Annotated in this window: 21 protein-coding genes; 4 read left to right on the top strand and 17 right to left on the bottom strand. The window is 38.3% G+C overall.

Going from position 1 to position 24,671, the window contains the following annotated elements:
* Positions 1-38: 38 nt before the first annotated feature.
* The 12 genes from BLS02_RS05270 to BLS02_RS05220 all read right to left on the bottom strand — a co-directional run bounded on the left by BLS02_RS05270 (position 39) and on the right by BLS02_RS05220 (position 12,823).
* On the bottom strand, positions 39-1,586 hold the full coding sequence (locus BLS02_RS05270; protein WP_254788727.1) for an ABC transporter substrate-binding protein: 1,548 nt from the start codon (positions 1,584-1,586) through the stop codon (positions 39-41).
* A 17-nt stretch (positions 1,587-1,603) separates the two neighbouring features.
* Positions 1,604-2,668 carry a serine hydrolase domain-containing protein gene (locus tag BLS02_RS05265; protein ID WP_092491899.1) on the bottom strand — a complete coding sequence of 355 codons (1,065 nt, stop codon included), beginning with the start codon at positions 2,666-2,668 and terminating at the stop codon, positions 1,604-1,606.
* 14 nt (positions 2,669-2,682) lie between these two features.
* Complete coding sequence (locus BLS02_RS05260) at positions 2,683-3,525, bottom strand: MurR/RpiR family transcriptional regulator (RefSeq protein WP_092491898.1); 843 nt, start codon at positions 3,523-3,525, stop codon at positions 2,683-2,685.
* Positions 3,526-3,748: 223 nt separating this feature from the next.
* Positions 3,749-4,201, bottom strand: a complete 453-nt coding sequence (locus BLS02_RS05255) for a flavodoxin (protein WP_092491897.1) — start codon at positions 4,199-4,201, stop codon at positions 3,749-3,751.
* Positions 4,202-4,568: 367 nt separating this feature from the next.
* Complete coding sequence (locus BLS02_RS05250; protein WP_139180767.1) at positions 4,569-4,868, bottom strand: DUF6930 domain-containing protein; 300 nt, start codon at positions 4,866-4,868, stop codon at positions 4,569-4,571.
* Between the two features lie 28 nt (positions 4,869-4,896).
* Positions 4,897-5,019: a hypothetical protein gene (locus BLS02_RS19310; protein ID WP_302846735.1), complete on the bottom strand. Its 123-nt coding sequence runs from the start codon at positions 5,017-5,019 to the stop codon at positions 4,897-4,899.
* Positions 5,009-5,194, bottom strand: coding sequence for an IS1096 element passenger TnpR family protein (locus BLS02_RS05245; protein WP_092491895.1), 186 nt, complete (start codon positions 5,192-5,194; stop codon positions 5,009-5,011). Before BLS02_RS05245 ends, BLS02_RS19310 begins: the two co-directional genes overlap by 11 nt.
* Before the next feature lie 675 nt (positions 5,195-5,869).
* Positions 5,870-6,895, bottom strand: a complete 1,026-nt coding sequence (locus tag BLS02_RS05240) for a LacI family DNA-binding transcriptional regulator (protein WP_092491894.1) — start codon at positions 6,893-6,895, stop codon at positions 5,870-5,872.
* Positions 6,896-6,919: 24 nt separating this feature from the next.
* Positions 6,920-9,265 carry a glycoside hydrolase family 31 protein gene (locus tag BLS02_RS05235; RefSeq protein ID WP_092491893.1) on the bottom strand — a complete coding sequence of 782 codons (2,346 nt, stop codon included), beginning with the start codon at positions 9,263-9,265 and terminating at the stop codon, positions 6,920-6,922.
* A 39-nt stretch (positions 9,266-9,304) separates the two neighbouring features.
* Entirely contained in the window at positions 9,305-10,144 is an 840-nt protein-coding gene (locus tag BLS02_RS05230) for a sugar ABC transporter permease (protein ID WP_092491892.1), read from the bottom strand.
* Positions 10,144-11,448, bottom strand: a complete 1,305-nt coding sequence (locus BLS02_RS05225) for a carbohydrate ABC transporter permease (RefSeq protein ID WP_092491891.1) — start codon at positions 11,446-11,448, stop codon at positions 10,144-10,146. Before BLS02_RS05225 ends, BLS02_RS05230 begins: the two co-directional genes overlap by 1 nt.
* A gap of 85 nt (positions 11,449-11,533) precedes the next feature.
* Positions 11,534-12,823: a sugar ABC transporter substrate-binding protein gene (locus tag BLS02_RS05220; protein WP_092491890.1), complete on the bottom strand. Its 1,290-nt coding sequence runs from the start codon at positions 12,821-12,823 to the stop codon at positions 11,534-11,536.
* A 306-nt stretch (positions 12,824-13,129) separates the two neighbouring features.
* On the opposite strand from BLS02_RS05220, the gene BLS02_RS05215 reads away from it, so the two are divergent.
* From BLS02_RS05215 to BLS02_RS19305, 4 genes are all read left to right on the top strand, one after another.
* The gene (locus tag BLS02_RS05215) at positions 13,130-14,878 is read left to right on the top strand and encodes a glycoside hydrolase family 13 protein (protein WP_092491889.1); all 1,749 of its coding nucleotides are present in this window, start codon (positions 13,130-13,132) and stop codon (positions 14,876-14,878) included.
* 13 nt (positions 14,879-14,891) lie between these two features.
* Positions 14,892-16,556, top strand: a complete 1,665-nt coding sequence (locus BLS02_RS05210; protein ID WP_092491888.1) for a glycoside hydrolase family 13 protein — start codon at positions 14,892-14,894, stop codon at positions 16,554-16,556.
* A gap of 551 nt (positions 16,557-17,107) precedes the next feature.
* Positions 17,108-19,153, top strand: a complete 2,046-nt coding sequence (locus BLS02_RS05205) for a thioredoxin domain-containing protein (protein ID WP_092491887.1) — start codon at positions 17,108-17,110, stop codon at positions 19,151-19,153.
* A 232-nt stretch (positions 19,154-19,385) separates the two neighbouring features.
* Positions 19,386-19,520 (top strand): hypothetical protein, encoded by a 135-nt coding sequence (locus BLS02_RS19305; RefSeq protein WP_281243650.1) that lies wholly within the window; start codon positions 19,386-19,388, stop codon positions 19,518-19,520.
* A 35-nt stretch (positions 19,521-19,555) separates the two neighbouring features.
* Here the strand turns inward: BLS02_RS19305 and BLS02_RS05200 are convergent, their stop codons facing one another.
* The 5 genes from BLS02_RS05200 to cpaB are packed head-to-tail and all read right to left on the bottom strand — an operon-like array spanning position 19,556 to position 24,660.
* Complete coding sequence (locus tag BLS02_RS05200; protein ID WP_254788726.1) at positions 19,556-20,479, bottom strand: type II secretion system F family protein; 924 nt, start codon at positions 20,477-20,479, stop codon at positions 19,556-19,558.
* Positions 20,479-21,408 carry a type II secretion system F family protein gene (locus BLS02_RS05195; RefSeq protein ID WP_175559437.1) on the bottom strand — a complete coding sequence of 310 codons (930 nt, stop codon included), beginning with the start codon at positions 21,406-21,408 and terminating at the stop codon, positions 20,479-20,481. Before BLS02_RS05195 ends, BLS02_RS05200 begins: the two co-directional genes overlap by 1 nt.
* A 5-nt stretch (positions 21,409-21,413) precedes the next feature.
* Entirely contained in the window at positions 21,414-22,847 is a 1,434-nt protein-coding gene (locus BLS02_RS05190; protein WP_092491885.1) for a TadA family conjugal transfer-associated ATPase, read from the bottom strand.
* On the bottom strand, positions 22,844-23,659 hold the full coding sequence (locus BLS02_RS05185; protein ID WP_092491884.1) for a CpaE/TadZ family protein: 816 nt from the start codon (positions 23,657-23,659) through the stop codon (positions 22,844-22,846). The genes BLS02_RS05190 and BLS02_RS05185 overlap by 4 nt, the downstream gene beginning before the upstream one ends.
* 14 nt (positions 23,660-23,673) lie before the next feature.
* Positions 23,674-24,660 (bottom strand): Flp pilus assembly protein CpaB, encoded by a 987-nt coding sequence (gene cpaB / locus BLS02_RS05180; RefSeq protein WP_092491883.1) that lies wholly within the window; start codon positions 24,658-24,660, stop codon positions 23,674-23,676.
* Between the last annotated feature and the right edge of the window lie 11 nt (positions 24,661-24,671).

Genomic DNA, 24,671 nt, shown 5'->3' with positions numbered 1-24,671 from the left:
AATAGAAGAGTGCTGCTGGAAAAGCAGCACTTCTACTATTATTTTTTATAGACATGATCAATATCTTCACCATTGTGAGCGTATGGTGTAAAGTCTTTCACACCGTCTCTAACTGCCACATAGTTCTCAGGAGAAACTAAAAATAAATTTGGTGATAAATCAAGTAGTTTTTCCTGCGCTTCAACATAAATTTCTTGTCGTTTCGCCTGGTCAACTGTACTTTTTCCTTTTTCTACAATCGCATCATATTCTTCATTTGAGAAGTTCCACACATTTGCAGAACCGTCTGTATGGAAGAAATAATTCATTGCACGATCAGGATCTGTACCAGAGCCATTTCTGCCAACTAATATATCAGCAGAAGTATTTGACCATGTATCAATATATTCGCCCCACTCAATTTGTTTAATCTCAGCATTTACTCCAATTTCCTTCCATTGCTGTTGCAGAAGTTGTGCAGTGTCGACCATATCAGCATATGTTGATGCTGTTGTTATCTCCGTTGAAAACCCGTCTGGATAACCGGCTTCAGCAAGTAAATCCTTCGCTTTTTCTAGATCGCGTTGATAAAGCTCTTCTTGTTCTATATCAATTGACCAGTCCCCCATAGCAGGAGCTATTGGACCGGTAATAATTGCTTCACCATCCCAAACAACATCAGCAATATTTTGACGATCAGTTGCTAAGCTTAATGCCTGTCTTACTTTTTTATTATTGAAAGGTTCTTTGTCTACATTAAACCCAATGTAACTATACTCTAACGATTGATAACCCATAATGTTAACTGCATCTTCACCTTCTAGTAATTCCGTTGATTTAGCGGTTAACGTTGTCATATCAATCTCACCAGTTCGGATTGCCGATAATCTGGCAGCTTCTTCTTTCATCGTATAATATTCTACTCGATCAAGCTTTGGCACATCTTCAATATAGTAATCTTCATTTTTGGAAAGTGTGACACTACTATCAGGTACCCACTCTTCAAATACAAATGGTCCAGTTCCTACTGCCACTTGTTGTAAATCACCATTCTCTTCAACAACTTCTTTTGGAACAATTGCTGCACTTGAATTAGTTAAGTGTGACAGGAACGTCGCATTAGGTGCAGCTAATTCAAACTTGATTTTATAGTCGCCCATCACTTCAATATTTTCTACATCTGAAAAATAAGAGCTAATATGTGATGCAGTTTCTTCATCCATGATACGTTCAAAACTGTACAGGACATCCTCTGCTGTCATTTCCCGGCCATTATGGAATTTTACTCCTTCTACCAAATTGAAAATATAGGTTGAATCGTTTGGCTGTTTCCAATTTTTTGCTAGCTGTCCTTTAATCTCCATGTTTTCATCAAATGAAACAAGTCCTTCATATACCTTGGAATAAACTCTAACTGATGAATGAGCAGGTGTTTTATGTGGATCTAACCCTGCAGGTTCCTGATCATTTGCAATTTTAAGTACTTGTTCTGCAGTTTCTTCTCCACCATCATCCCCGTCAGCAGTTGTTTCACTGTCATCTGAGCATGCTGTAACAACCACAGCAACCATAAGTAATAGAAAAAACAAAAATCTTTTTTTCAACATAATAACTCCCCTTTTATTTACGATATATTCTTAAAAATCTCCTCAAAAAGTTCTTTCCTGAATGGGTTAATATTCTTTGGCTGATCTACGTGCAATCTATTTGTTAATAGACCAACTGCGACGTTTCTCTCTGGTTCAATCCATAAAGCGGTCCCAGTAAATCCCGTATGACCAACCCCTTCCGGATAAACGTCTGAAGTCTCCCAGCCTAATCCTCTATTATCTACCTGTTTTTTTAATGATTCTTTTATCAGAGCATTAGAAATAACTTTCTGTTCTCCGTAAATTCCCCCTTTCAAATAAAGTTCTCCTATTGAGACTAAGTCTTTAACATTCGAAAATAAGCCAGCATGACCTGATTCACCACCAAAAAAATAATAGGTATTCCCATCATTTACTTCTCCTAAAATAGGGACATTTTGATTACGCCAATTAGTAAAATGAAAATTTCTATCACTGCACATTTTCTGCTCAATTCTATTGCCAAATTCAGTTGCCGCAATATTACTTTTAGAATGAGGATTATATGTAAGTGTTTCTAAATCCAATGATTCAACCAACTGATTCTGAATTACATGCTGTAAACTAGATTGATAATAATATTTAATCACTTCTCCAAGTAATATAAAATTTAAATCACTATAAACTACTTTTCTACCTTCCTTATGTGTCAAATCAATAGAATTCAATATCGCAAATAAGGAATCGCCCTTCGTGTATGCATAAAAAGAGTGCCATGCCTTCAACCCGCTGCTATGTGTCAGTAATTGCTTAATAGTAATAGGTGCTAATACTGAATTTTGCACTGATTGCGGCAAACATTTTTCAAGTTTTGTAGTTAAAGATAAAGCGTTTTCAGAAATCATTTTTAAAATAACCGTTGAAGTTACTATTTTAGTAACACTCGCAAGGTCAAAAACAGTATCAAGGTTACACTGTGTTCCTTCAACTTGGTTTGATAACCCAAATGCCTTATGATAGGCTTTTTTTCCATTTACCGATATGTAACATACACAGCCAGAAAAGTAGTCATCATCCATGTACTTTCTAAAAATACGTTCAATATTTTCGTATTCTATCATTATCAACCCACCTATTACCTGTTTTGAATAACCTCTCTAGTTTTATCTAGAAAATCAACAGATTGCTCAAAGTTTAGAGACGCCAATCCTGTGAATAGGATATCAACAATATTCAGCTGAGCGATTCTTGAAGCAGTAGCCCCACTTCTTATACTCTTTTCCAACGGTGATGCATATAAATTTACATTAGCAAGTTTTTGTACTGTATTACTGCTGTAGCCAGTTAACGAAATAATGTTTGCGTTATTCTTTTTGGCTATTTTAACTGTATCAATAATCTCTTTCGTTTCTCCTGAATAAGAGATGGCGAGTACTACGTCCCTGTCATCCAAATGAACTGCTGAAGTAAGTTGTGTATGACTATCTGTTAAAGCTTCACACCACTTGTTAATGCGCTTACATTTTTGTTCAAAATCAAAAGCAACAATTGCTGAGGCCCCAACACCTATTACTACTATTTTTCGTGCGTGATCCAGTTTATCGATAGCTTTATCCATAATGTCTTCGTCAATCAGTGCTAACGTACTTTCAATGGAACGATAATTATTATGTGAAATGAATTTAATAATCTGTGATAAGTTTGCATCAGCAGCTATATCTTCATATCTGTCAGTAGTAATTCCATCCTGATTTGCGGATGCAGAGATACTTAATTTCAGTTCTCTAAATCCTTTAATATGTAATGAACGACACATGCGAATAATTGTAGCCTCACTAGTCTTAGTATTCTTCGCAAGCTGGGCTATCGGCATATCCAATATAGCCTTTGAATTGTTGATTATATAATTTGCAACCTTTTGCTCAGAAGGTCTTAACGTAGATAATCCTTGCTTGATTCGTTCCATGCCATTAAACATAAGCTTCAACTCATCCTTTTCAGTTACCTAGAAAAATAAATTACTATTTTAGAAGTTTAACTCCTTAAATATATACCACTTATGTAGTTAAGCTACATTTTAGAGTAATATTTTTAACATGTCAACAAACTTTAGTAATTTTCTAATAATTAGGCATGCGAATTTATAAGCTTCTTTTGCCAAAAAAAGAGAGTGCGCACTATGCACACCCTCAACTCTTCAGCTATCCCTCTATCATCCCACAAAACGCCTGGGCAAATTGCTGACATCTTACTACATCCTGTTTATCAGGTTCAAGGTCAACTATTAAGCGCTCCGCAACTAAATTTGCTTGCTTTTCTTTAAACCTTTCCCCCATCATTTGAGATGCTCCACCATATGAATCGTAAAAGGAATCCCCGGATCCGAAGACACCGACAATTTTTCCGGTAATGTCCACGTCATCGAGTTCCTCATAAAAATCCTCAGCTTCATATGGCAACTCGCCATCGTCCCAGGAATACGTGCCAACCAGTACTCCATCATATTCCAGAAGTTCTTCTACATCTATTGGATCAAGATCGAAAGTTTTTGTGACGACTTCATGCCCTCTATTTTCGACTACTTCCGCAATAATCTCTGCCATTAATTCCGTATTACCAGTCATGCTTGCATATAACATAAGTACCTTACTCATAAAATCTCCTCCGATACACCGAAGTATTCCATTTTATTTTAATGGTTAGTAAGAACGGATTTCAATTAAATTATCAAGATTTAGCGAAATTTCTTTGGGTTTGTGACAGAATTGTGATCAAAAAAGTTGAACTCTCTGGGTGAGAGTTCAACTTTCTAATTTAATTTAGATGCTGTCTTCAATTCCTTTAATAATTTCCTGAATGTGTGGTAAAACCTCACTTATTTCCACATTTACGTGTAGTTCTTTTACAAGTGGTTCCATAATCGATGCTGTTTACTTATCCATCATTATCTTCTCAGGGATTCCTTCCGTTAGCTGCAGCATTTTTATCAATTGGCTCTGCAGAAGTCCAATATCTGTGCTGTCATATAATAGGTCTTGAAAAAAATGCTATACCTTGCGCATGATCAGCTGCTACAACTAAGGCTGGAAATGCAGGTCTTCCACCATGGTCCTCCTGTACTGGTATATCCAAATGTGTTACGGCAAACTCTATCGTTGCCGGAATTTGATTTGCAAGTTTTTTGGCACGTTTTAAATCAAGCTCAGATACTTCAAGCTTTACTTCTTTAGGTTTATTGTAAGCTTTAAGTGAAATAATTTTATTTTCACCTGATTCAGGCATTTTTGCCAGAACTTTTCCCTCGGAATAAAACAACATCATGATCCCAGTTATCGCCAAAGTTATAAAGTTAAACTACTTGATCGTTCACGTCTTTGAACCAATCAGCCAGTAGCACATCAGCTTCATTATATGTATCATTTGCAGATTGAAATTTATCATCCGGTTGTTCAGGTCCAATTTCAACCTTCAATTTTGGATCCGTTTGACTTGTTCACAAAAAAACTATGCAGATGCATATTGTCCCAATTAAATGCTAGTTGAATTACCTCATGAAGGTCACGAAAGGTTGAGTTACTGTCCATTTGAATAGTTCGCCAAACAGGTACACCTACATCCTCTAACGCTATTTTAAATTCGTAAATCATTATGCCACATCACTTTATATTTAGTGTAGCATATTGTCCGCTGTTGCTCTAATACTATTAGAAAGGCTTGGTTTTTCTACATGCCTTTCTATTAGCTGTTGATAAAGTAAACGCCATTTGCTTCCAGATAATTAGCGGACACAGCGGCTGCTATTTCGGTAAAAAAGTGCTTTTTGAGGGATACGCGGACACAGGAGCACTTATTTAACATATTTTCATATAAAACAGGGATTATTTCAGCAAATAAGGTATCTGGTGTCCGCTTGAACTTTAATACTATTGTTTTCCATAAAATAAGGTCCCTCATGTCCGCTAAAGTTCAAGTATTCCCTCGCTGTTCTTTTGTTTTCGTTTAACAATGACACGATTTACTACTATAAGACGATTAAACCCTATAATACAGTCATTTTTATCTTATGGTCATAAGGCATTTGATGTTGATTGTATTATTTTTTTCAAAAATAATACTTTGTGTAACTATATTCGATTTTCAGGACGAAGAAGTGGCAACAAAATATCGACAATTTTGTGGAAATTTAAAAATACTGAGTTAGCCGCTGAGATGGTTTAATTAAGGCAGTTATGCTTAGAAAACTCGGCAACCGCCAGGCCTTAGTTGCACTTATGCAGTAAGATAGGATTTATACTTTTTTACCTGCCAATAAAAAGAAGCCCTTATAAGGCTCCTCTTTTGCTAACTGAATTTCGGAATACAATTTCATGTGGGACGGTAATCCGTTTAGCGGGTTCTGATTTATCTATAGTTTTTTCGATAAGTGCTTTGGCAGATTCTGCTCCTAATTCGTGTATATGAATATCAACGGTTGTCAGGGAAGGCCGAATGATCTCCGACAGATAAACATTGTTGAAACTAACTAATGAAATATCGTGTGGTACAGAAATTCCCGCTTCTTCCAGTCCGCTCAGCACACCTAGACTCATTAAGTCATCACTGATCACCAATCCAGTAGGGCGAACTTTAAGTGACAGCAGGGTTTCAACTGCTTCTCGCCCGCCTGATTTTAAGAATTCGGTGTGGATTTTATATTCCTCACAATTTTTCAATCCTGCTTCTTTTACTGCAGTTTGATAGCCAGCTTCACGATCCATCGTTACGAATAACTCTTTGGACCCGCCAATGAATGCAATTCTTTCATGACCGGTTTCAATCAAATGGTTCGTAATTTCCTTACCGGCTGTGAAATTATCGTTATCAATATGTGTAACTTCATCGATATCCTCATAGGGCTTACCTACAATTACGTAAGGAAAATTTTTGTCATGTAAAAAATTCATAACTCTATCGTTTAAGCGTGAATATAATAAAATAATCCCGTCAACGTAGCTTCCGTATACCATTCGTTGCACTTCGGCAAAAATTTCCTCTTCGGTAATACCACTCGACAATGTCATGGAGTATTCCATATCATGTGTAACCGAGCCGATTCCACGTAATATCTCAGGAAAAAAAGGATTTTGCAGTGCTTTATCAGCAGATGATGGTAATACCACACCTATTGCTTTAGTAGATTTAACGGCCAAATTTCTGGCACTCACATTAGGATGGTAACCTAATTCCTTCATTGCCTTGCGTACCTTTTCCTTTGTCATAATACTGATTCTTGGGTTATTTGCAATTACACGAGATACGGTAGAGGGCGCGACACCTGTTGCTTTTGCTACATCTTTAATTGTTACCATAATCTTCACCCTCTACTTTTTATTTTATTTCACTAAAGATATTGCTGTATTATCATTATTATTTAGTATAACATCCTGTCCACCGTGTAACCCATGGACATTTACATGAATTTTACCATAAGCAGGTTTATAATCACCACTTTGGTCTAAGACAGTAACAACCACAGCATTGTTTGTTGATTTCACTTCGATTGATAATTCCATAAATGCTCCGTTTTCAAATCCAAAAGTTTCTCCATCATCATCATAGTACGTAAAGTTGTACGTTTCACCATTTAATCCGGCATAAACCTCCATTTGAACATGGTGAGGATTTTTATCTTCATTCGATGTCCATTCACCTTGCATGATTGCAGTACCTTGTTTGATAAAAATAGGCATCCTATCTAATTCTGCATGAATTAAATGTGATCGTTCCCCTTCATACTGAAAACCAGTTTCATGATCAACCCACTTACCTGAAGGCAAATACACCGCACGATCTGTAACAGATGGTGCCAGTATCGGCGCAATAACAACATTATCTCCAATCATAAATTGATCATTTATATTATACGTTTTCTGATCTTCTGGATACTCCATGAACAAAGGACGCATAACCGGAAGACCAGTTACAATCGCTTGGTAAAATAATGAATATAACTGCGGCATCCATTTATAGCGCATCTGAATATATTTCTTCATAATTGCTTCATTGTCTTCGCCGAATTGCCATGGCTCCTGATAAACGGTACCCATTGCTGAATGATTACGAAAATAGGGTGTAAAAGCACCTACCTGTGTCCAACGAACCAATAATTCTGCACTCGTATCATGAGCAAAACCACCTACATCAGGTCCGGCAAATGGTACACCAGAAACTCCTAGATTCATCACCATTGGCAACGACATTTGTAAGTGCTCCCAGAAACTGCGGTTGTCACCTGTCCAGACAGAAGCGTAGCGCTGTACGCCTGCAAAACCCGCACGAGTCAGTAAGAAAGGCCGCTTGCCATTTAGCTGCTTTCTCATACCTTCGTACGTTGCCTTACTCATCAATAGACCGTAAACATTATGCAGCTCCCGATGGGTTGCTGGCTTCCCATCATTACGATGCATCACATCAACATCCATTGTTTTCGTCTCATTAAAAACAGCTGGCTCGTTCATGTCGTTCCAAATACCTTCAATACCAATAGACGTATAAAATTCATGTTTATCAGCCCACCATTTACGAACACTTTCTTCGGTTAGGTCTGGGAATGCACTTTCACCTGGCCAAACTTCGCCAAAATAAACATCGCCTTCAATGTATTTGCAAAATTGATTCTGAGTAATTCCTTCCTGATAGATCGTGTATTCTGCGTCTTTTTTTACACCTGGGTCAACTATCGGTACAACTCGAATCCCCATTTCACGCAAGTCAGCAATAAGTTTCTCAGGTTCCGGAAACTTCTCTTTATCAAAAGTAAACACACGGTATTCGTTCATGTAATGAATATCGAGATGGATAACATCAATTGGAATATCCTTCTCTACAAAATTCTTGGCAAGCTCTCTTACTTCCGCTTCTGATTTATAACTGTAGCGTGACTGATGGTAGCCTAATGCCCACTTTGGCGGCAATGGCATCTTACCGGTAAGATGTGTGTATTGCTGCAATACCAACTTTGGATCGGGCCCAGCTAGAACATAATAATCAAGCTGCCCGCCTTCTGCTTTGAATGAATAAACATTATCTTCTGATTTCATATCAAAAGTTGTTCGGAATGTATTATCAAAGTACACTCCATGTGCACGTCCATAGCGCAGTGTCATGAAATATGGAATGGATTCATACAATGGATCGGTTTCAGGATTATGTGGTGCATACACGTCTGAGTTCCACATTTCATACATTTCGCCACGTTTATCAAGATGTCCTGTTTTTTCACCGAATCCATAAAAATGATCATCTTCACTCATTTTTTTAAATGCAGTAACCTCACCATTTTCCCGATAGGCCATACCACGCTCACCTTCTTCAAGAAAAGCATTGCCATCATGATCCAATACCGTAATGCGAAATGGTGATTTTTGGATAGTAACATTTAGGTTATCTGTTTTTAATACAACTTGTTCCTCTGAGTCGCTGTCTTTAACGTCCACGTTTTCTGGATCAGCTATAACAGCGTATGAACGATTCAATTCCGGTTCATTTGATTGGTTCATCACAACTCTAATGATGGTATTTGTGAAAAATTGTATGGCAACCTGACCATTTTCACATTGAAAAAAATAGCCGTCATCCGTTCGTTTATATGATTTCATACTGCCGACATCGCGATATAGTACTGCTTTGGATTGTTGCTCGTTTCCTGGATGTATTGCAAAGCTAGTATCTTCAAGCATCCCTAAGATTCCTCCTACCTGTCAAAATTACTATTATTCTTATCCTTTTGATCCACCAGCAGTTAATCCTGAAATCAGATAACGCTGCAGGAATAAATATATACCTGCAATTGGTATAGCAACCAAAATGGACCCTGCTGCAAATCGAGTGAAGTTATTAGAGAATTGATCATTTATAAAGTTAAACAACCCAACTGCTAATGTATAATTGCTCTCACTTGTAAGCACAATTGACGGAAGCAGAAAGTCAAACATTGGCATCATGAAGTTAAATAAAGCAACCACCGCAAGAATTGGCTTTGCTAATGGAAGCATGATGCTCCAGAAAACCCGTAAATGGCCCGCACCATCGATACGTGCTGCCTGGTCCAGTTCACGTGGTATCGTGTCAAAGTACCCTTTCACAAGCCATGCATTAAATGGTATTTGTCCTCCCAAATAAATTAGAATTAACCCAGTCAGCGTATCCAACAGGCCAATCATATTCAGGAAAATATATAAAGCTACCATCGCCATCATGACTGGAAACATTTGCAATAGTAAAAAGACATATAAGCCGTTTTTCCTTCCAACAAATTGATATCGTGAAAAAGCGTAGGCTATAAGAGACGTTAAAATCACACTTCCTGCTGCAACGAATGACGATACAATTAATGAGTTCTTGTACCAGGTTAAATAATCACTGCCATCGCTGAACAGCCATTTATAATGCTCTAATGAAAAGCTCTCCGGAATAATAGAAGAGGAGTATAAACTAGTTCCCGGATTAAGTGACATTCCGACTGTCCATATTAGAGGATAAAATATAATAATCGATACAATCGCGATGATAATGTAAATTACGGATACTTCCAATTTAGATTTAAGCTTTTGATCCATTATATTTCACCCTCTTCCTTAAATGACCTGGTTTTTCTAAACTGATAAAAGGCAAATCCTGATACAAGCAGACCCATAATAATGGATATTACTGCTGCCATCGCGTAATTATTGGTATCAAATGTTAGTTTATATACCCAGGAAATTAAAATATCTGTCCCACCTGCATTTTGTCCTCTAACCGGAGGACCACCTTCATTAAATAGATAGATAATATTAAAGTTATTAAAGTTCTGCGCGTATTGCATAATTAGTAATGGCGCAGTCGCAAACATCACGTGTGGAAACGTAATCTCGCGGAATTTTTGCCAGCGTGATCCACCATCAACATCTGCAGCTTCATACCAGTCCTTCGAAATACTTTGAAGTACTCCGGTAAATAAGGCAAACACAAAAGGAAAGCCAAGCCACGTCTGTATCATGATAATCGCAACTCGAGAATAAAGCGGGTCACTTAGCCATGGTAGACCATCACCACCAATCAGTGGGATGATGATATCTCTGTTAATTGCCCCAAACTCATCATTAAACATAGCTGCAAAAATTAGAATGGTCACAAATGCTGGTACTGCCCATGGAAGAATTAAAATGGTACGAATGATTTTTTTGAATTTAACTCTTGGATCATTAACAAGTACAGCCAAAAATAGTCCAAGGGCAATTTGTAGAGTTGTCGCAACAACTGTCCACACAATTGTCCAAGCAAAAACGCTAATAAACGTATCCTGCCATATCGGTACAGTAACCAACTCTACAAAGTTATCAAAGCCAACCCAATCTACTAGATTCCGTGGCGGTGAATTAAATAGATTGTAATTCGTAAACGCCAATAACACCGAAAAGATAAGCGGAAAAATAACCACGAAAACCATAAGAAGTAACCCTGGAAATGTCATCAAATATGGAAATGTGTTATCATATGCAACTCGTATCGTATCTTTTAGCTTAAGCGGCTTCCACCCATTTTGTATTTTCTTCGCCTGTTTTCGTGCATCGTACACATTAAATACATATAATGCCGCAACAATAATAATTGTGATTAGTGAAAGAACACCAATAACAAGCAACCGTATTGAGTGGTCCGTTCCTGCAATGGTTCCTAGTGTACGCAACCCCCAAATACCGTAATTTAACGATTGGAGAGCTGTCAGCAGAAACGCTATTTCAATAACAATTAATGAAATCCCTTTTATATAGCGACGGTTGTACAATTGTCCCAAGCCCGCAAACAAAATCGATAGAATCGTTGCAACCTTTGGACTGTGCTTCTTGCCGGTCTTTTGCTTATTGTCAGGAGAAGACAATTTTGATACCCCCTTTTAGGTCCTGATGAACAAATAGAATGATGGGAAGAGTTAACTCCCCCCATCAAAAATCATTGCTTGGTATTTACTCTACTCCGCTTGCTTCTATGTTTGTTTTTATTTGTTCGACAGACTCATCAAGTACAGGTTTTACATCTTCGCCTTCTGCAATAAATTGCAGTGCATTGTTGAATGGCTCCCATACCTGCTGCATAGCTGGTGTACTTGGCATAGGTACACCATGCTTAATTTGCTCTGCAAACGCTGCGTATATTGGATCTTCTATTGATTCAAGTGCTTCTTTACTAGGTACGAGTTCCCCCGCTACTTCATAATAATGCTGTGAGCTTTCTGGGTTGGTCATAAATGCCGCTAAGTCAGCAGCCCATTCTTTATTTTCTGAGTAATAGGAAACCATCCATGACTTAACCCCTACAAATGTTTGAGCCGGCTCCCCATTGATTGTAGGAAACGGTGCAAATGCTAGCTTATCACCAAGTGCTTCTTTATAACCGACAATACTCCATGGGCCATTAATAACTGCTCCAACTTTTCCGTCGTTAAATAGTCCATCGATTACGTCAGTTGTAGTAGATGGTGGAATTTTACCTTGTCCGAAAAAGGATTGGAATAACTTCCCGCCTTCAACTGATCCTTCATTATTTAATCCGATATCCTCTGTATCATATTCACCTGCATCACCTCCGAAAATATACCCGCCATAGTTATTGAAGAACGGTATAGCGAAGTATAAATCGTTAGGCTTCATCAAAAATCCATATTCATCATTACTAGGATTCGTTTTATTTTCCAGTAATGCCATTAAATCATCAACAGTTTTTGGCTCTTCTTCTACAATATCGGTATTATAGAAAATACCATATGTCTCAATTACTGCTGGAAAACCATATTGATTTGTTTCATTATCATACTTGTATGTTATCGCATCAACCGCAGCATCACTGTAAGAGTTCATTACATCTTCCGGTATTTCCACAGGTTCTGCGAGACCTTGTGCTACAATGTTTCCAATTCGGTCATGTGGTTGGAAAAATAAATCCGGACCATTTCCTTCAGGTCCTGCTAGTGCTAATTCTTCCATTTGATCAAGCATTGATTTTACTTCAACGTTAACTGCAATTCCTGTTTCTTCTTCATAGTTAGCTGCAATATCCTCAACAGCTTCTAATTGTTTCTCTTCATCGTTCGCCCAAATTGTCAGTGATTCAGGTTTTTCAGGTTTTTCAGTAGTTTCAGTAGAACCACTTTCACCATCACTTTCCTCAGTGTCGTCTGAACGCTCTGGTGCACAAGCGGCTAATACTACAAAGACAAACATAAGTGCCGCAATTAATAGATATGAAGATTTTTTCATTAGTAAACTTCCCCCTCTAATTATTATCAACCGACCCCCTTTTTGTGAAATCGGTTGCACAAATTTCTTAATTCTTATTCTAAATGCAAATCAAATTTAATGCAACCGTTTTCACTGATTTTATTTTATTTTTTTATTTCTATTGACAATTTTCAAAATCGCAGTATTCTATAATTAAATGAATCTATAATTTGAGGGCAATGCTTTGTATGCTAAAGAACAACAACCCCGTTTTCCACACATGGAGAGCGGGGTTGTTCTATTTAGCAAGAAAAAACAAGTTTTCTAATGAAGGGAGAAAATTATATGATGAAAGAAGCGATTTATCACCGGCCGAAGAATAGTTTTGCATACGCATATGACGAGCGAACATTACACATCCGTTTACGTACGAAGAAAAATGATGTTGAAAAAGTAAAACTGATTCATGGTGACCCATATGATTGGGCTAAGGAAGGCTGGCAATTTCAGTATACAGATATGTTCCTGCAGGCATCAGATGAGTTATTTGATTATTGGCTTATCAAAATCATCCCCCCCTACCGTCGATTACGTTACGGATTCGCACTCTACAACGGCGATGAAAAAATCGTTTATGCTGAAAAAGGGTTCTCTGATGATCCTCCGTTAAATGATATTCAGTATTACTTTTGTTTTCCGTTTTTAAATGAGGTTGATGTATTTAACCCACCAAAATGGGTGAAAGACACTGTTTGGTATCAAATTTTCCCGGAACGGTTTGCAAATGGTGATTATTCAATTAACCCAATAGGCACACTTGAATGGGACAGCGCTCAACCGCAACAGGATAATTATTTTGGTGGTGACTTTCAGGGAATAATTAATCATCTGGATTACCTGGTTGACTTAGGTATAAACGGAATCTATTTCACACCAATCTTTAAAGCGCATTCCAATCACAAGTACGATACAATCGATTACATGGAAATTGATCCGCAATTTGGAGACAAGGAAACATTCAAGAAATTAGTTAATAAGTGTCATGAAAAAGGGATTCGTATCATGCTTGATGCAGTGTTTAACCATAGCGGTTACTACTTCCCTCCGTTTCAGGATGTATTGAAAAACGGCGAAAATTCAATATACAAAGACTGGTTTCACATTAGAGAGTTTCCTGTTAAAACGGAGCCTGAACCTAACTTTGAATCGTTTGCATTTACCCCACATATGCCGAAACTGAATACCGAAAACACGGAAGTCAAAGCATATCTCTTAAAGGTTGCTACCTATTGGATTGAAGAATTTGATATCGATGGTTGGCGCCTTGATGTCGCGAATGAAGTAGATCATCAATTTTGGCGGGAGTTTAGGCAGGAAGTTAAGGCCGTAAAACCCGACGCGTATATTTTAGGAGAGATCTGGCATGATTCGATGCCTTGGCTGCAAGGTGATCAATTTGATGCAGTAATGAACTATCCGTTTACACTCGCAGCTCTTGATTATTTAGCAAAAGACACGAAAAATGCAAATGAGTTTGCAAACCAAGTTTCAACTGTCCTATGTTCATACCCGGAAAATGTTACTGAAACAACCTTCAATTTGCTAGGCAGTCATGATACTGAGCGTGTACTTACGTTGTGCAACGGTGACAAACAAAAGCTGAAGTTATTATTCTTACTCCAAATGTCCTTTACAGGAACACCTTGTATTTATTACGGAGACGAAATTGCCATGACAGGCGGAGAAGACCCGGAATGCAGAAAATGTATGAAATGGGATGAAAACCAGCAGGATTTGCATTTAAAATCCTTTGTCAAAAAATTAATTGGGCTACGGAAAACCGAACCAGCGTTTGGCAGTAAAGGAAGTTTTAGTATTGTGGAGTCAAGTGCTGAAACAAACCACCTTGTATACTCAAAAAACTACAACAATGAAGTGATTTATTTTGTAATCAACCCTTCAAGTAAGCCAAAAACGATAACGATTAATGGTAAGCAGGCTACAAATCTATGGACTGGCGAGCAGGTTGGTGCGGACGATAATCTACTGCAAATAGATGCAAAAGCGAATGACTTTTTAATCATGAAAGTGTAATGGAGGTGAATGTATGACCCGTCAATGGTGGAAAGAAAGTGTTGTCTATCAAATCTATCCGCGGAGTTTTAACGATAGTAATAATGATGGTATTGGTGATATAAACGGGATTATCCAAAAGCTTGATTATTTAAAGGAACTAGGGGTTGACGTCATTTGGCTTTCCCCTGTTTACGAATCACCAAACGATGACAACGGGTACGACATCAGCGATTACACAAGGATAATGAGCGACTTCGGTACCATGGAAGACTGGGACAGGATGCTTCAGGAAATTCACAAAAGGAACATGAAACTAATTATGGATTTGGTAATTAACCATACATCTGACGAGCATAACTGGTTCGTTGAATCGCGAAAATCAACAGACAATGCCTTCCGTGATTACTACATCTGGCGTGACAAGCCAAATAATTGGGAGTCCGCATTTAGTGGGTCCGCCTGGAAATATGATAAGACAACCAATCAGTATTATTTACACCTATTTTCACAGAAACAACCTGACTTAAACTGGGAAAACCCTGATGTCCGAAATGACCTTTTTACAATGATGAAATGGTGGCTTGATAAAGGTGTTGACGGCTTTCGAATGGATGTAATTAACTTTATTTCGAAAGACCAGCGCCTGCCAGATGGTGAAGCAAATAACGGAAAGCTATACGCTTCAGGCCATTCCTACTATATGAATGGTCCACGTGTCCATGAATTTTTGCAGGAAATGAATCAGAAAACCCTAGCAAACTATGACATTATGACGGTTGGTGAAATGCCAGGAGTCACGCCAGAACAAGCAAAACTATACACAGCAGAAAGCCGCAATGAATTGGATATGGTCTTTCATTTTGAGCATATGGATATTGACTCAGGCCCAGATGGGAAATGGGATATCAAGCCTTGGTCTCTTGTAGAATTAAAGCAAATTCTATCAAAATGGCAAACCGAATTGGAGTATGAAGGGTGGAACAGTTTATATTGGAATAACCATGATCAGCCACGTGTTGTATCCAGATTTGGAGATGATGGTGCCTATCGTGTCGAATCAGCAAAAATGCTAGCAACTACCTTACACATGATGAAAGGCACACCGTACATTTATCAAGGTGAAGAGCTTGGAATGACTAATGTGCGTTTTAATAAGATAGCAAGCTATCGTGACATTGAAACATTAAATATGTACGAAGAGAAAATAAATGAAGGTGCCGAAGAAAAGGCATTATTAGAAACAATTCATGCAAAATCACGGGACAATGCGCGTACCCCAATGCAGTGGGACTCAAGTGCAAATGCTGGATTTACAGAAACAGCACCATGGCTTCAAGTCAACCCTAACTATGTTGATATTAACGCTGCTAGCGCGGTTGCTGACCCTAACTCAATTTATCATTATTACAGGAAGCTTATTGCTTTACGAAAAAAATATCCGATTGTTGTTTATGGGTCTTACGAATTGTTGATGCCGGAGAGCGAAAGCATATTTGCATATACAAGAGAACTTAGAAATAAACACTTATTGGTGGTAAGTAATTTCACAAATGAATTCGTCCATTTTGAAATACCAAAAGACTACTTAAAGGCCACTAAAATAATAGGAAATTATCATGAACGTAATGAGAAATTAGAACAAAAACTAGAATTAAAACCATATGAATCTTGTGTATATTATGACGCTGATTTCTAACAGGGATCAGCGTTTTGATTCGCAGTTAAAAAAGTATAAATAATTTCTTACTGCATAAGTGAAACTAAGTTATCGAAACTATACAAACGTCCATTTCATACCCTACTACTAATCAATCCCCACTTGTTATTACCTCATGAATGGTTTCAGCAGGAAACTTATAAAGATTACCACTACAACCAGCAATATGATTACTGCATCTATTGTGAAATTCCATATAGCCATTAGTACATCTAAAAACCAATTCTATGCTGCTATACAACCCTGACAATCCATAGTATAAAGCTTATAACAGCAACTCATTTATTTCATTTTCTAAGCACCATTTTTGAAACTTTTTTGTTCTATCGCTCATATATATACACTCTTTTTAATTAAAATATTTTATATCTTTCTACTTCCTTCAACTATATTTCAAGTCACTATCACCAGCCAAATCCATTAACATCCATAAATAACTTACTCCTTGTACAGAGGCTCTCTATTGTATACAAATACTTAAATGAGTTAGACTAAACCAAAATACTAAGTAGGAAAAAGGTGGTACCTCTATGTCTCAAGACAAGTTTACAAACAGATTGGCTAATGAAAAATCACCTTATCTGTTACAACACGCTAAGAACCCTGTCGACTGGTATCCATGGAGTGAAGAAGCATTCGAAAAAGCAAGAAAAGAAGACAAACCGATTTTTCTATCAATCGGCTACTCAACCTGCCATTGGTGTCACGTACTTGCCCATGAATCCTTTGAAGATGAAGAGATTGCTGCATACTTAAATGACCATTATGTATCTATTAAAGTTGATCGGGAGGAACGGCCTGATATTGATTCTGTTTATATGACGGTTTGTCAGATGATGACCGGACAAGGCGGCTGGCCTCTATCTATTTTTATGACACCAGAAAAAGTGCCGTTTTATGCTGGCACTTATTTTCCACGTGAAAGTAAATACGGGATGCCTGGCATCATGGAAGTATTCACGCAATTATATCAAAAATACAAGGAAGATCCTGACCATATTAAAGAAGTTACGAAGAGTGTCACTGAAGCATTAGATAAAACAGTAGCAACTAAAAGCGAAACGCGATTAACTCTGGAAATAACCGATCAGGTATATAAGCAACTAGGTAAACGATTTGATTTCACGAACGGCGGATTCGGTTCAGCACCTAAATTCCCAACACCGCAAAATCTATTATATTTATTGCGCTATTATTATTTCACAGGAAAATCCGCTGCACTTAAAATGGCTGAAAGTACATTGCAGGCCATGGCAAATGGCGGAATATATGACCATGTTGGATTCGGATTCGCGCGGTATTCTACTGATGAAAAATGGCTCGTTCCTCACTTTGAAAAGATGCTCTATGACAACGCGTTACTACTAATTGCATACACAGAAAGCTATCAAATCACCAAAAATCCACTTTACCGAAAAATAAGTGAACAGATTATTGAATTTGTCATGCGAGAAATGCGCAGTTCTGAAGGGGCGTTCTATTCCGCAATTGATGCTGACTCGGAAGGTATAGAAGGCAAATATTATGTGTGGGATTATGAGGAAATTTTCAATATTCTTGACGAAGACCTTGGTGACCTATATGCAACCGTGTATGGTATTACTCCAGAAGGTAATTTTGAAGGTAAAAATGTACCAAACCTAAACGACACAAACCTGGAGTCTATAGCTGATGAATATAACTTTACAATCGATGAACTGAATCAGCACCTTGAAGAAGCACGAGCTAAGTTATTAACTGCACGCGAGGAGCGCACCTATCCACACGTTGATGACAAAATTATAACATCCTGGAATGCAATGATGATCACCGCTCTCGCTAAAGCTGGGAAAGTATTCGAGGAGGAGCAATACATTAAAACCGCCGAAGCTGCCATAGATTTTATCGAAACGAACCTGGTTAAGAAAGGTCGGGTTATGGCCCGCTATCGTGACAGTGACGTGAAATTCAACGGCTACCTTGATGACTATGCCTTTTTAGTGTGGGCAAACGCAGAATTATATGAGGCAACCTTTTCATTAAACTATCTAAGAAAAGCCAGAGAACTCGCTGACAACATGATCGACTTATTTTGGGATAATGAACAAGGAGGATTTTTCTTCAGTGGAAAAGACAGTGAAAAATTATTATCAAGGGAAAAACAAATATATGACGGTGCCCTGCCATCAGGGAATAGCGTTGCAGCCGTTATGCTTGCACGATTAGGATATTCAACCGGTGAAACAGCCTATCTTGATAAGCTTGAAGAAATGTACTATGCCTTTTACGAGGAAGTTAAACAAGGTGTAGCAGCAAGCACACATTTTGTTCAAAGCCTGTTACTGACTGAAAACCCTACAAAAGAGGTTGTCGTTTTAGGAAATGATAAGAATATTCTAGCCAAGCTCCAAAAGGATTTTTTACCAGATGTAACATTGCTTGCTAGTAAAAATGCTGAACAACTAGCTGAGGTCGCACCATTTGCCAGTGATTATCGTAAAATAGATGAGGATCCTACCATTTACGTATGTGAAAACTTCGCGTGTCAACAACCTACGACCGATGTTAAGCAAGCTTTTAAAATGATAACCGAGTAAATACTATGACGCTACTTATTTCGTAGCGTCATTTCACTTTAATCTTTAGTTATGTTAAACGGAACATCTAAACAGCCGAACTCTGTCCAGCTTAACGTTCCGCGATAAAATTGTGAACTTCAGCGGCTTTCCTGTGAACTTCAGCGGCTTTCCTGTGAACTTCAGCAATTTGCATAAATTACCACGATTCCTGTGGTAAAATGTAATTAAACACTTATAAAGGAGAATCCATATGCTGAAAATAAAAATGAATGTTCAAACGGCGTATCACGGGGACTTACTACGTGAAGGCAAGATATATGAAATTGACGAAACCACAGCCAAGCGTTGGATCGCCAGTAAAATAGCTACTCCAGCTAATGAATAACAAAAACAGCCAACCTTATTACAGGAAAGACTGTTTTAAAATACTTCTAAAAGCTGAAGGATAGCTGGTCCTAATAGAATGATAAATAATGTTGGAAAGATAAATAGAACTAGCGGAAACATCATCTTAATTGGCGCCTTCATTGCTGCTTCTTCTGCCCGTTGGCGCCTGCGTTCACGTATGTCCTCGGTTTGAACACGTAATACAGAAACCATTCCGATACCAAGCTTCTCAGCCTGTACAATGTTAAAAATTAACGTCCTCATATCATCTGACAAAATCCTGTCATTCATTGCATTTAATGCTTCTTTCCTTGTTTTCCCTAAACGCATTTCTTCCAAAGTAACCTTGAATTCGTCAGCTAATACCCCTTTTTTCTTCGCGGCTACCTGACTGACTGCTGCGTCAAATCCCAGTCCAGCCTCCAAACTAATCGTTAGTAAATCCAGGACATCAGGCAGACTTTTTTCAGCCAACTTACTTCTTCGTTCAATTTTCGTCTTAAGATAATATTTCGGGAGAACAACAGCAACTGCTAACCCCATAATCGCCAATAACAATAAAAGTGGAACAGACACACTTAATAACAAGCCATAACCTAGACCAACAACCGAAAATGAGACAATCAAAATTAGTTGCAGCATTTTAAACTCAACTGGACTTAACCCAAATGGCTGTCCCGCTTGCAATAGTTTCACTTCGATTTTAGAAGCTTCCTCTTGACCTAACTTATTACTGTATTTACGTTTGATCTTCTTCCAAACAGGATAAACGACACGTTCATAAAAAGAAGGTAATTCTTCTACAGCCGCGCTTTGGTCAGCCTCAGGTGTGTTGTTTGTAAAATAAGTTTGAATACGAGCTTGAACTCTTCCACTTCTTCCTGTGTAATATGCAACAATTCCATATGAAATTAAGCTTATACTAATAAAAAAGCTGACATAAACTGCTAGCATCATTACACCTCAATAGTTGTTATTTTACGAATTAGGAAAAAGCCAATGATTCCACCAATCAATGCTGCAACAAGCATTAATCGACCAATCGGATTCACAAATAGTGTTGTGATATACTCTGGATTCATTAGATAAATAATAAAACCAAGGACCACTGGTAATAAACTAATTACAATTCCAGATAGTCTTCCCTGCGCTGTCAATGTTTTTATCTGATTTTCAATCTTTGTTCTTTCACGGGTAGTCTCAACAATTTTGTCCAGCAAATAGGCTAAATTTCCACCTACTTGCCGCTGTATTAAGATAGCATCAACAAGCAATCTAAGATCATCACTTGGCATTCTTTTTTGCCATTCTAATAGAGCATCTTCCATACTTGTACCATATTGCATTGATTTGATAATGTGTTCCACTTCTTCTTTGATTGGTGAATAGGATTCCTGGGAAACCATTTGCAGTGATTGCACGAAACTGAAACCTGCACGCAATGATCCAATTATCGATGTAATCATCCCAGGTAAACCCTCGTTAAAAGCTTTAATTCGCTTTCTTTGTTTCCCTTTCAGCCAAATTTCAGGAACAAAATACCCAAAAACAAGTCCGACAATCGCCAATAGAATGCTGCCGTTCAATTGAAGAATACCACCTAAAATTATCGCTAGCAGCCAGCGAAACGCGACAAACTCCTCCGGCTTTATTGGAAGTCCAGCTACACTAATCCTATCTTCTAAAGTATTACGCTTCTTGCTCGGTTTTTTCCTTCGAATCAATAGCATTTTGAGTCGCTGATTTGCGTTTTTAAGAAGCTCCGAAATGGATAGCGAATTTTGTACCACAGCTTCATCTTCTTTTTTTGATCCGCGCAGATTACTGAACGCTAAAAGAAAAAGAAAAACCGTTATAAATACTGAAATTAATAAAAGTGCTTCCATTTATATCACTCCATTTTTTCCGAGAAGATAGATGGCGGAAGCGTAATTCCCTGATACTCCATCTGTTCATAGAATTTCGGACGTATTCCAGTAGGTACAAGCTTACCTAAAATTTTCCCATCATCATCAACACCAAACTGTCTGAACGTAAAAATATCCTGTAGTACAATGATGTCACCTTCAAGGCCTTGTACTTCCGTTATATTTGTAATTCGCCGGGTACCATCTTTTAAACGGGATTGCTGGATAATAACATCAAGCGCACCAGCTATTTGTTCACGTATAGCTTTAATTGGGAGATCCATACCAGCCATTAGGACCATTGTTTCCAGACGTGACACCATATCCCTTGGACTATTCGAGTGTCCAGTTGCCAACGAACCATCATGGCCGGTATTCATTGCCTGAAGCATATCTAAAGCCTCACCACTTCGAACCTCACCAATAACGATTCGATCCGGCCGCATCCGTAGTGAATTTCGAACGAGGTCACGGATTGAAATAGCACCCTTTCCTTCGATGTTCGGTGGACGAGTTTCAAGCGAGACGACGTGATCCTGCCCAAGTTGCAGTTCCGCAGCATCCTCAATCGTTACAATCCGATCCGTGTTTGAAATAAAAGATGATAATACATTCAACGTTGTTGTTTTCCCGGAACCTGTTCCACCACTTACAAAAATATTTAATTTGGAGGCAACGCATGCTTGCACAAATTCAGCCATTTCCTGACTAAGTGTTCCAAATCGTATAAGATCGTGAATGGTAAACGGATCTTTAGAAAACTTACGAATTGTGATTGTCGGTCCGCCAAGTGCAAGCGGCGGGATGATCGCATTCACACGTGACCCATCTTTAAGTCGGGCATCAACCATTGGACTGCTTTCATCAATTCGACGGCCAAGTGGAGCAACAATCTTTTCTAATACTGCAGAAACATGGTCATTATCACGGAAAGTGATATCTGTAAGCTCTAAACGTCCGCTTCGCTCAGCATATACTTGATTAGGTCCATTAACCATTACCTCCGTAACGCTCTCATCATTCAATAAGGGAGTGATTGGGCCATATCCAGTAAGGTCATTCTCAATTTCTTCCTTTAAATTATTCCTATCGGCAGCACGTCGAAGCTTATAATCATTTTCATTTATAATTTCAGATATAATTGTATCAAGATCAGACACAATTTCGTTGACATCTTCGTCTTTTCGTTCGCGAATAATGTACTTAAAGACAAGACTTTTTACTTCACGATATTCTTGAGACACTGCCGTTTTTTTAGTTTGTTTAGGCTTAGGGGAAGGATCGATAACGTTAAGATCACTTGGTTGTTCCTGGTGTCCTTGTTCTATATTCGTTTTTACTTTACTATCCTCATTTATTGGTTCCGTAGCATTCGTTTTGGTTTCACTTTTTGATTGTAGCTTTTCTAACAGACTCATTCGGTCTTCCCTCGCAATCGTTTACTTTTTTTGATGCGGAAAAGTCCGCGAAATGGCAGTTTTTTAGAAGCACTGCGCTCAACTGCAAACAGTTTTTTAGCCAGACGTTCTATCCCTTTAGAAAACTCAAGCTTTGGTTGACTTTGAACAATTGGAACACCTATATCCAAAGAATGTGAAACATGTTTACTATCATAGGGTAAATAGAATACTTCCGATATTTTCACAAGCTCAGGAATGTCACTTTTTTTAACGACTGACGAAGCGGTTGATTGATTGATAACTAACCTGACTTTATCTTTTAGGCCTAGTGTCTCAAAGGTTTCTATCATTAACCGGGCATTTTTTAAGGAAGCCATTCCTGGAGTTGCCGTTACCAGTATTTGATCTGCCTTTTCAATAACTTGTAAGGCGTGGTCCGTCAGCCCCGCCTGTGTTTCGACAAATAAAACTTCTGACGTACCATGTATTGCGTCAATAACTGCTGAAATCTGTTTACTGTCGATCATGTCTGCATGCTCTGGGCGTTTTGGGGCGGCTAATAAATCAATACCAGTTGAATGGGTGGAATAGTAATTAACACTATTCTCGCTATCATCTCGTTCTGCGACTTCCTTTATCGTTAAAATAGGATCAAGATCAAGCGCCATCGCGAGGTCCCCAAACTGAAGGTCACCATCTATAATACTCACATTTGAGCCTCTTGCAGCCAGGAATGCTGCCAGGTTGACGGTTACTGTTGTGCGCCCTTGTCCTCCAGTGGCACTGCAGACGGCGACTATCTGTCTCTTTTTTCTAGTATCAATTGCCACTGACTATCCCCCCTTTATTCATCCTCATGCTTTACGATACGGCTACTCACCCAGCCATCTTTCTTTTTGTTTGTTTTCACTTTAAACCATACTCGTTCATCATCATCTGTTTCCTGATCATTCAAAAAAAGTAAAGCAGTCCCTTGATCAACAACCGTTAGAACGGGCGCCGTTAATTGGGGTGCTTTACGGATAATCGATCGTTCGGGGGTTGTAACAAAACGGGTATCTTTCTCATCACCGATTTTCGCTTCACTTTCCTCGTTATCCTTTTCCTTTTCATCTGGTTCTTGTTTTTCTCCTGATTCCTTTTCTGGATCTTTTTCTTCAACTGAATCAACTTTACTGTACAAAGCAAGATGAATACTTCCTAGTTCACTAGCATGTACTAGTTCTACTGAATCTTCTTTTGAAAGCTCAAGTGTCACTGTCATGTATGTTTTCTCTACATCGCCATCTTTCTTTTCAACCATTCGTTCACCAACAGCCAGCACGCGTACTTTCTCCAAAATTAAATCCGTTTCGATGAGAGGAATAGACTTATCCAAAACAACGTTGGACATCACATCCACGTAATCTCCTGGTGCTGTCAGATTAGAGACCGATTCCTCAAATTCTACTTTAACCGAGACCCCTCGTTTATTCTCAGTGATTTTCCTGGAAACAACATCAGTTACTTCCTCTTTTGTTCGGATTCGGTGATTCATTATTACTTCTCCGGCTTTAATATCAGCTGAGGCAAATTTCCCAATCACCTCTTCTTTTTCTTTCACAGATTCTGTATGTACTTGGTCTTTTGGTACTTCTTTCGTATTCAAGTTTTCGTCTGTTATCTTTTGATCGATTGCTATATCGGTATTCGCAGCTACAACCTCCACCACCTCTGTTTGTTCAGTCGGATTAGAACTTGATGGTGCAGTTTGGTTCATAACGATATAAAAAATACCTGTTGTAATAATACCTGAAATAAGTGCAAGTAGTACTATTCGTCTAGCTTTCATGTGTGTGTTCA

Source organism: Virgibacillus salinus (assembly GCF_900102415.1).
In the GTDB taxonomy this organism is placed as follows: domain Bacteria; phylum Bacillota; class Bacilli; order Bacillales; family Amphibacillaceae; genus Lentibacillus; species Lentibacillus subterraneus.
The sequence above is the reverse complement of the archived record's forward strand: the minus strand, read 5'-3'. Positions and strand labels throughout refer to the sequence as shown.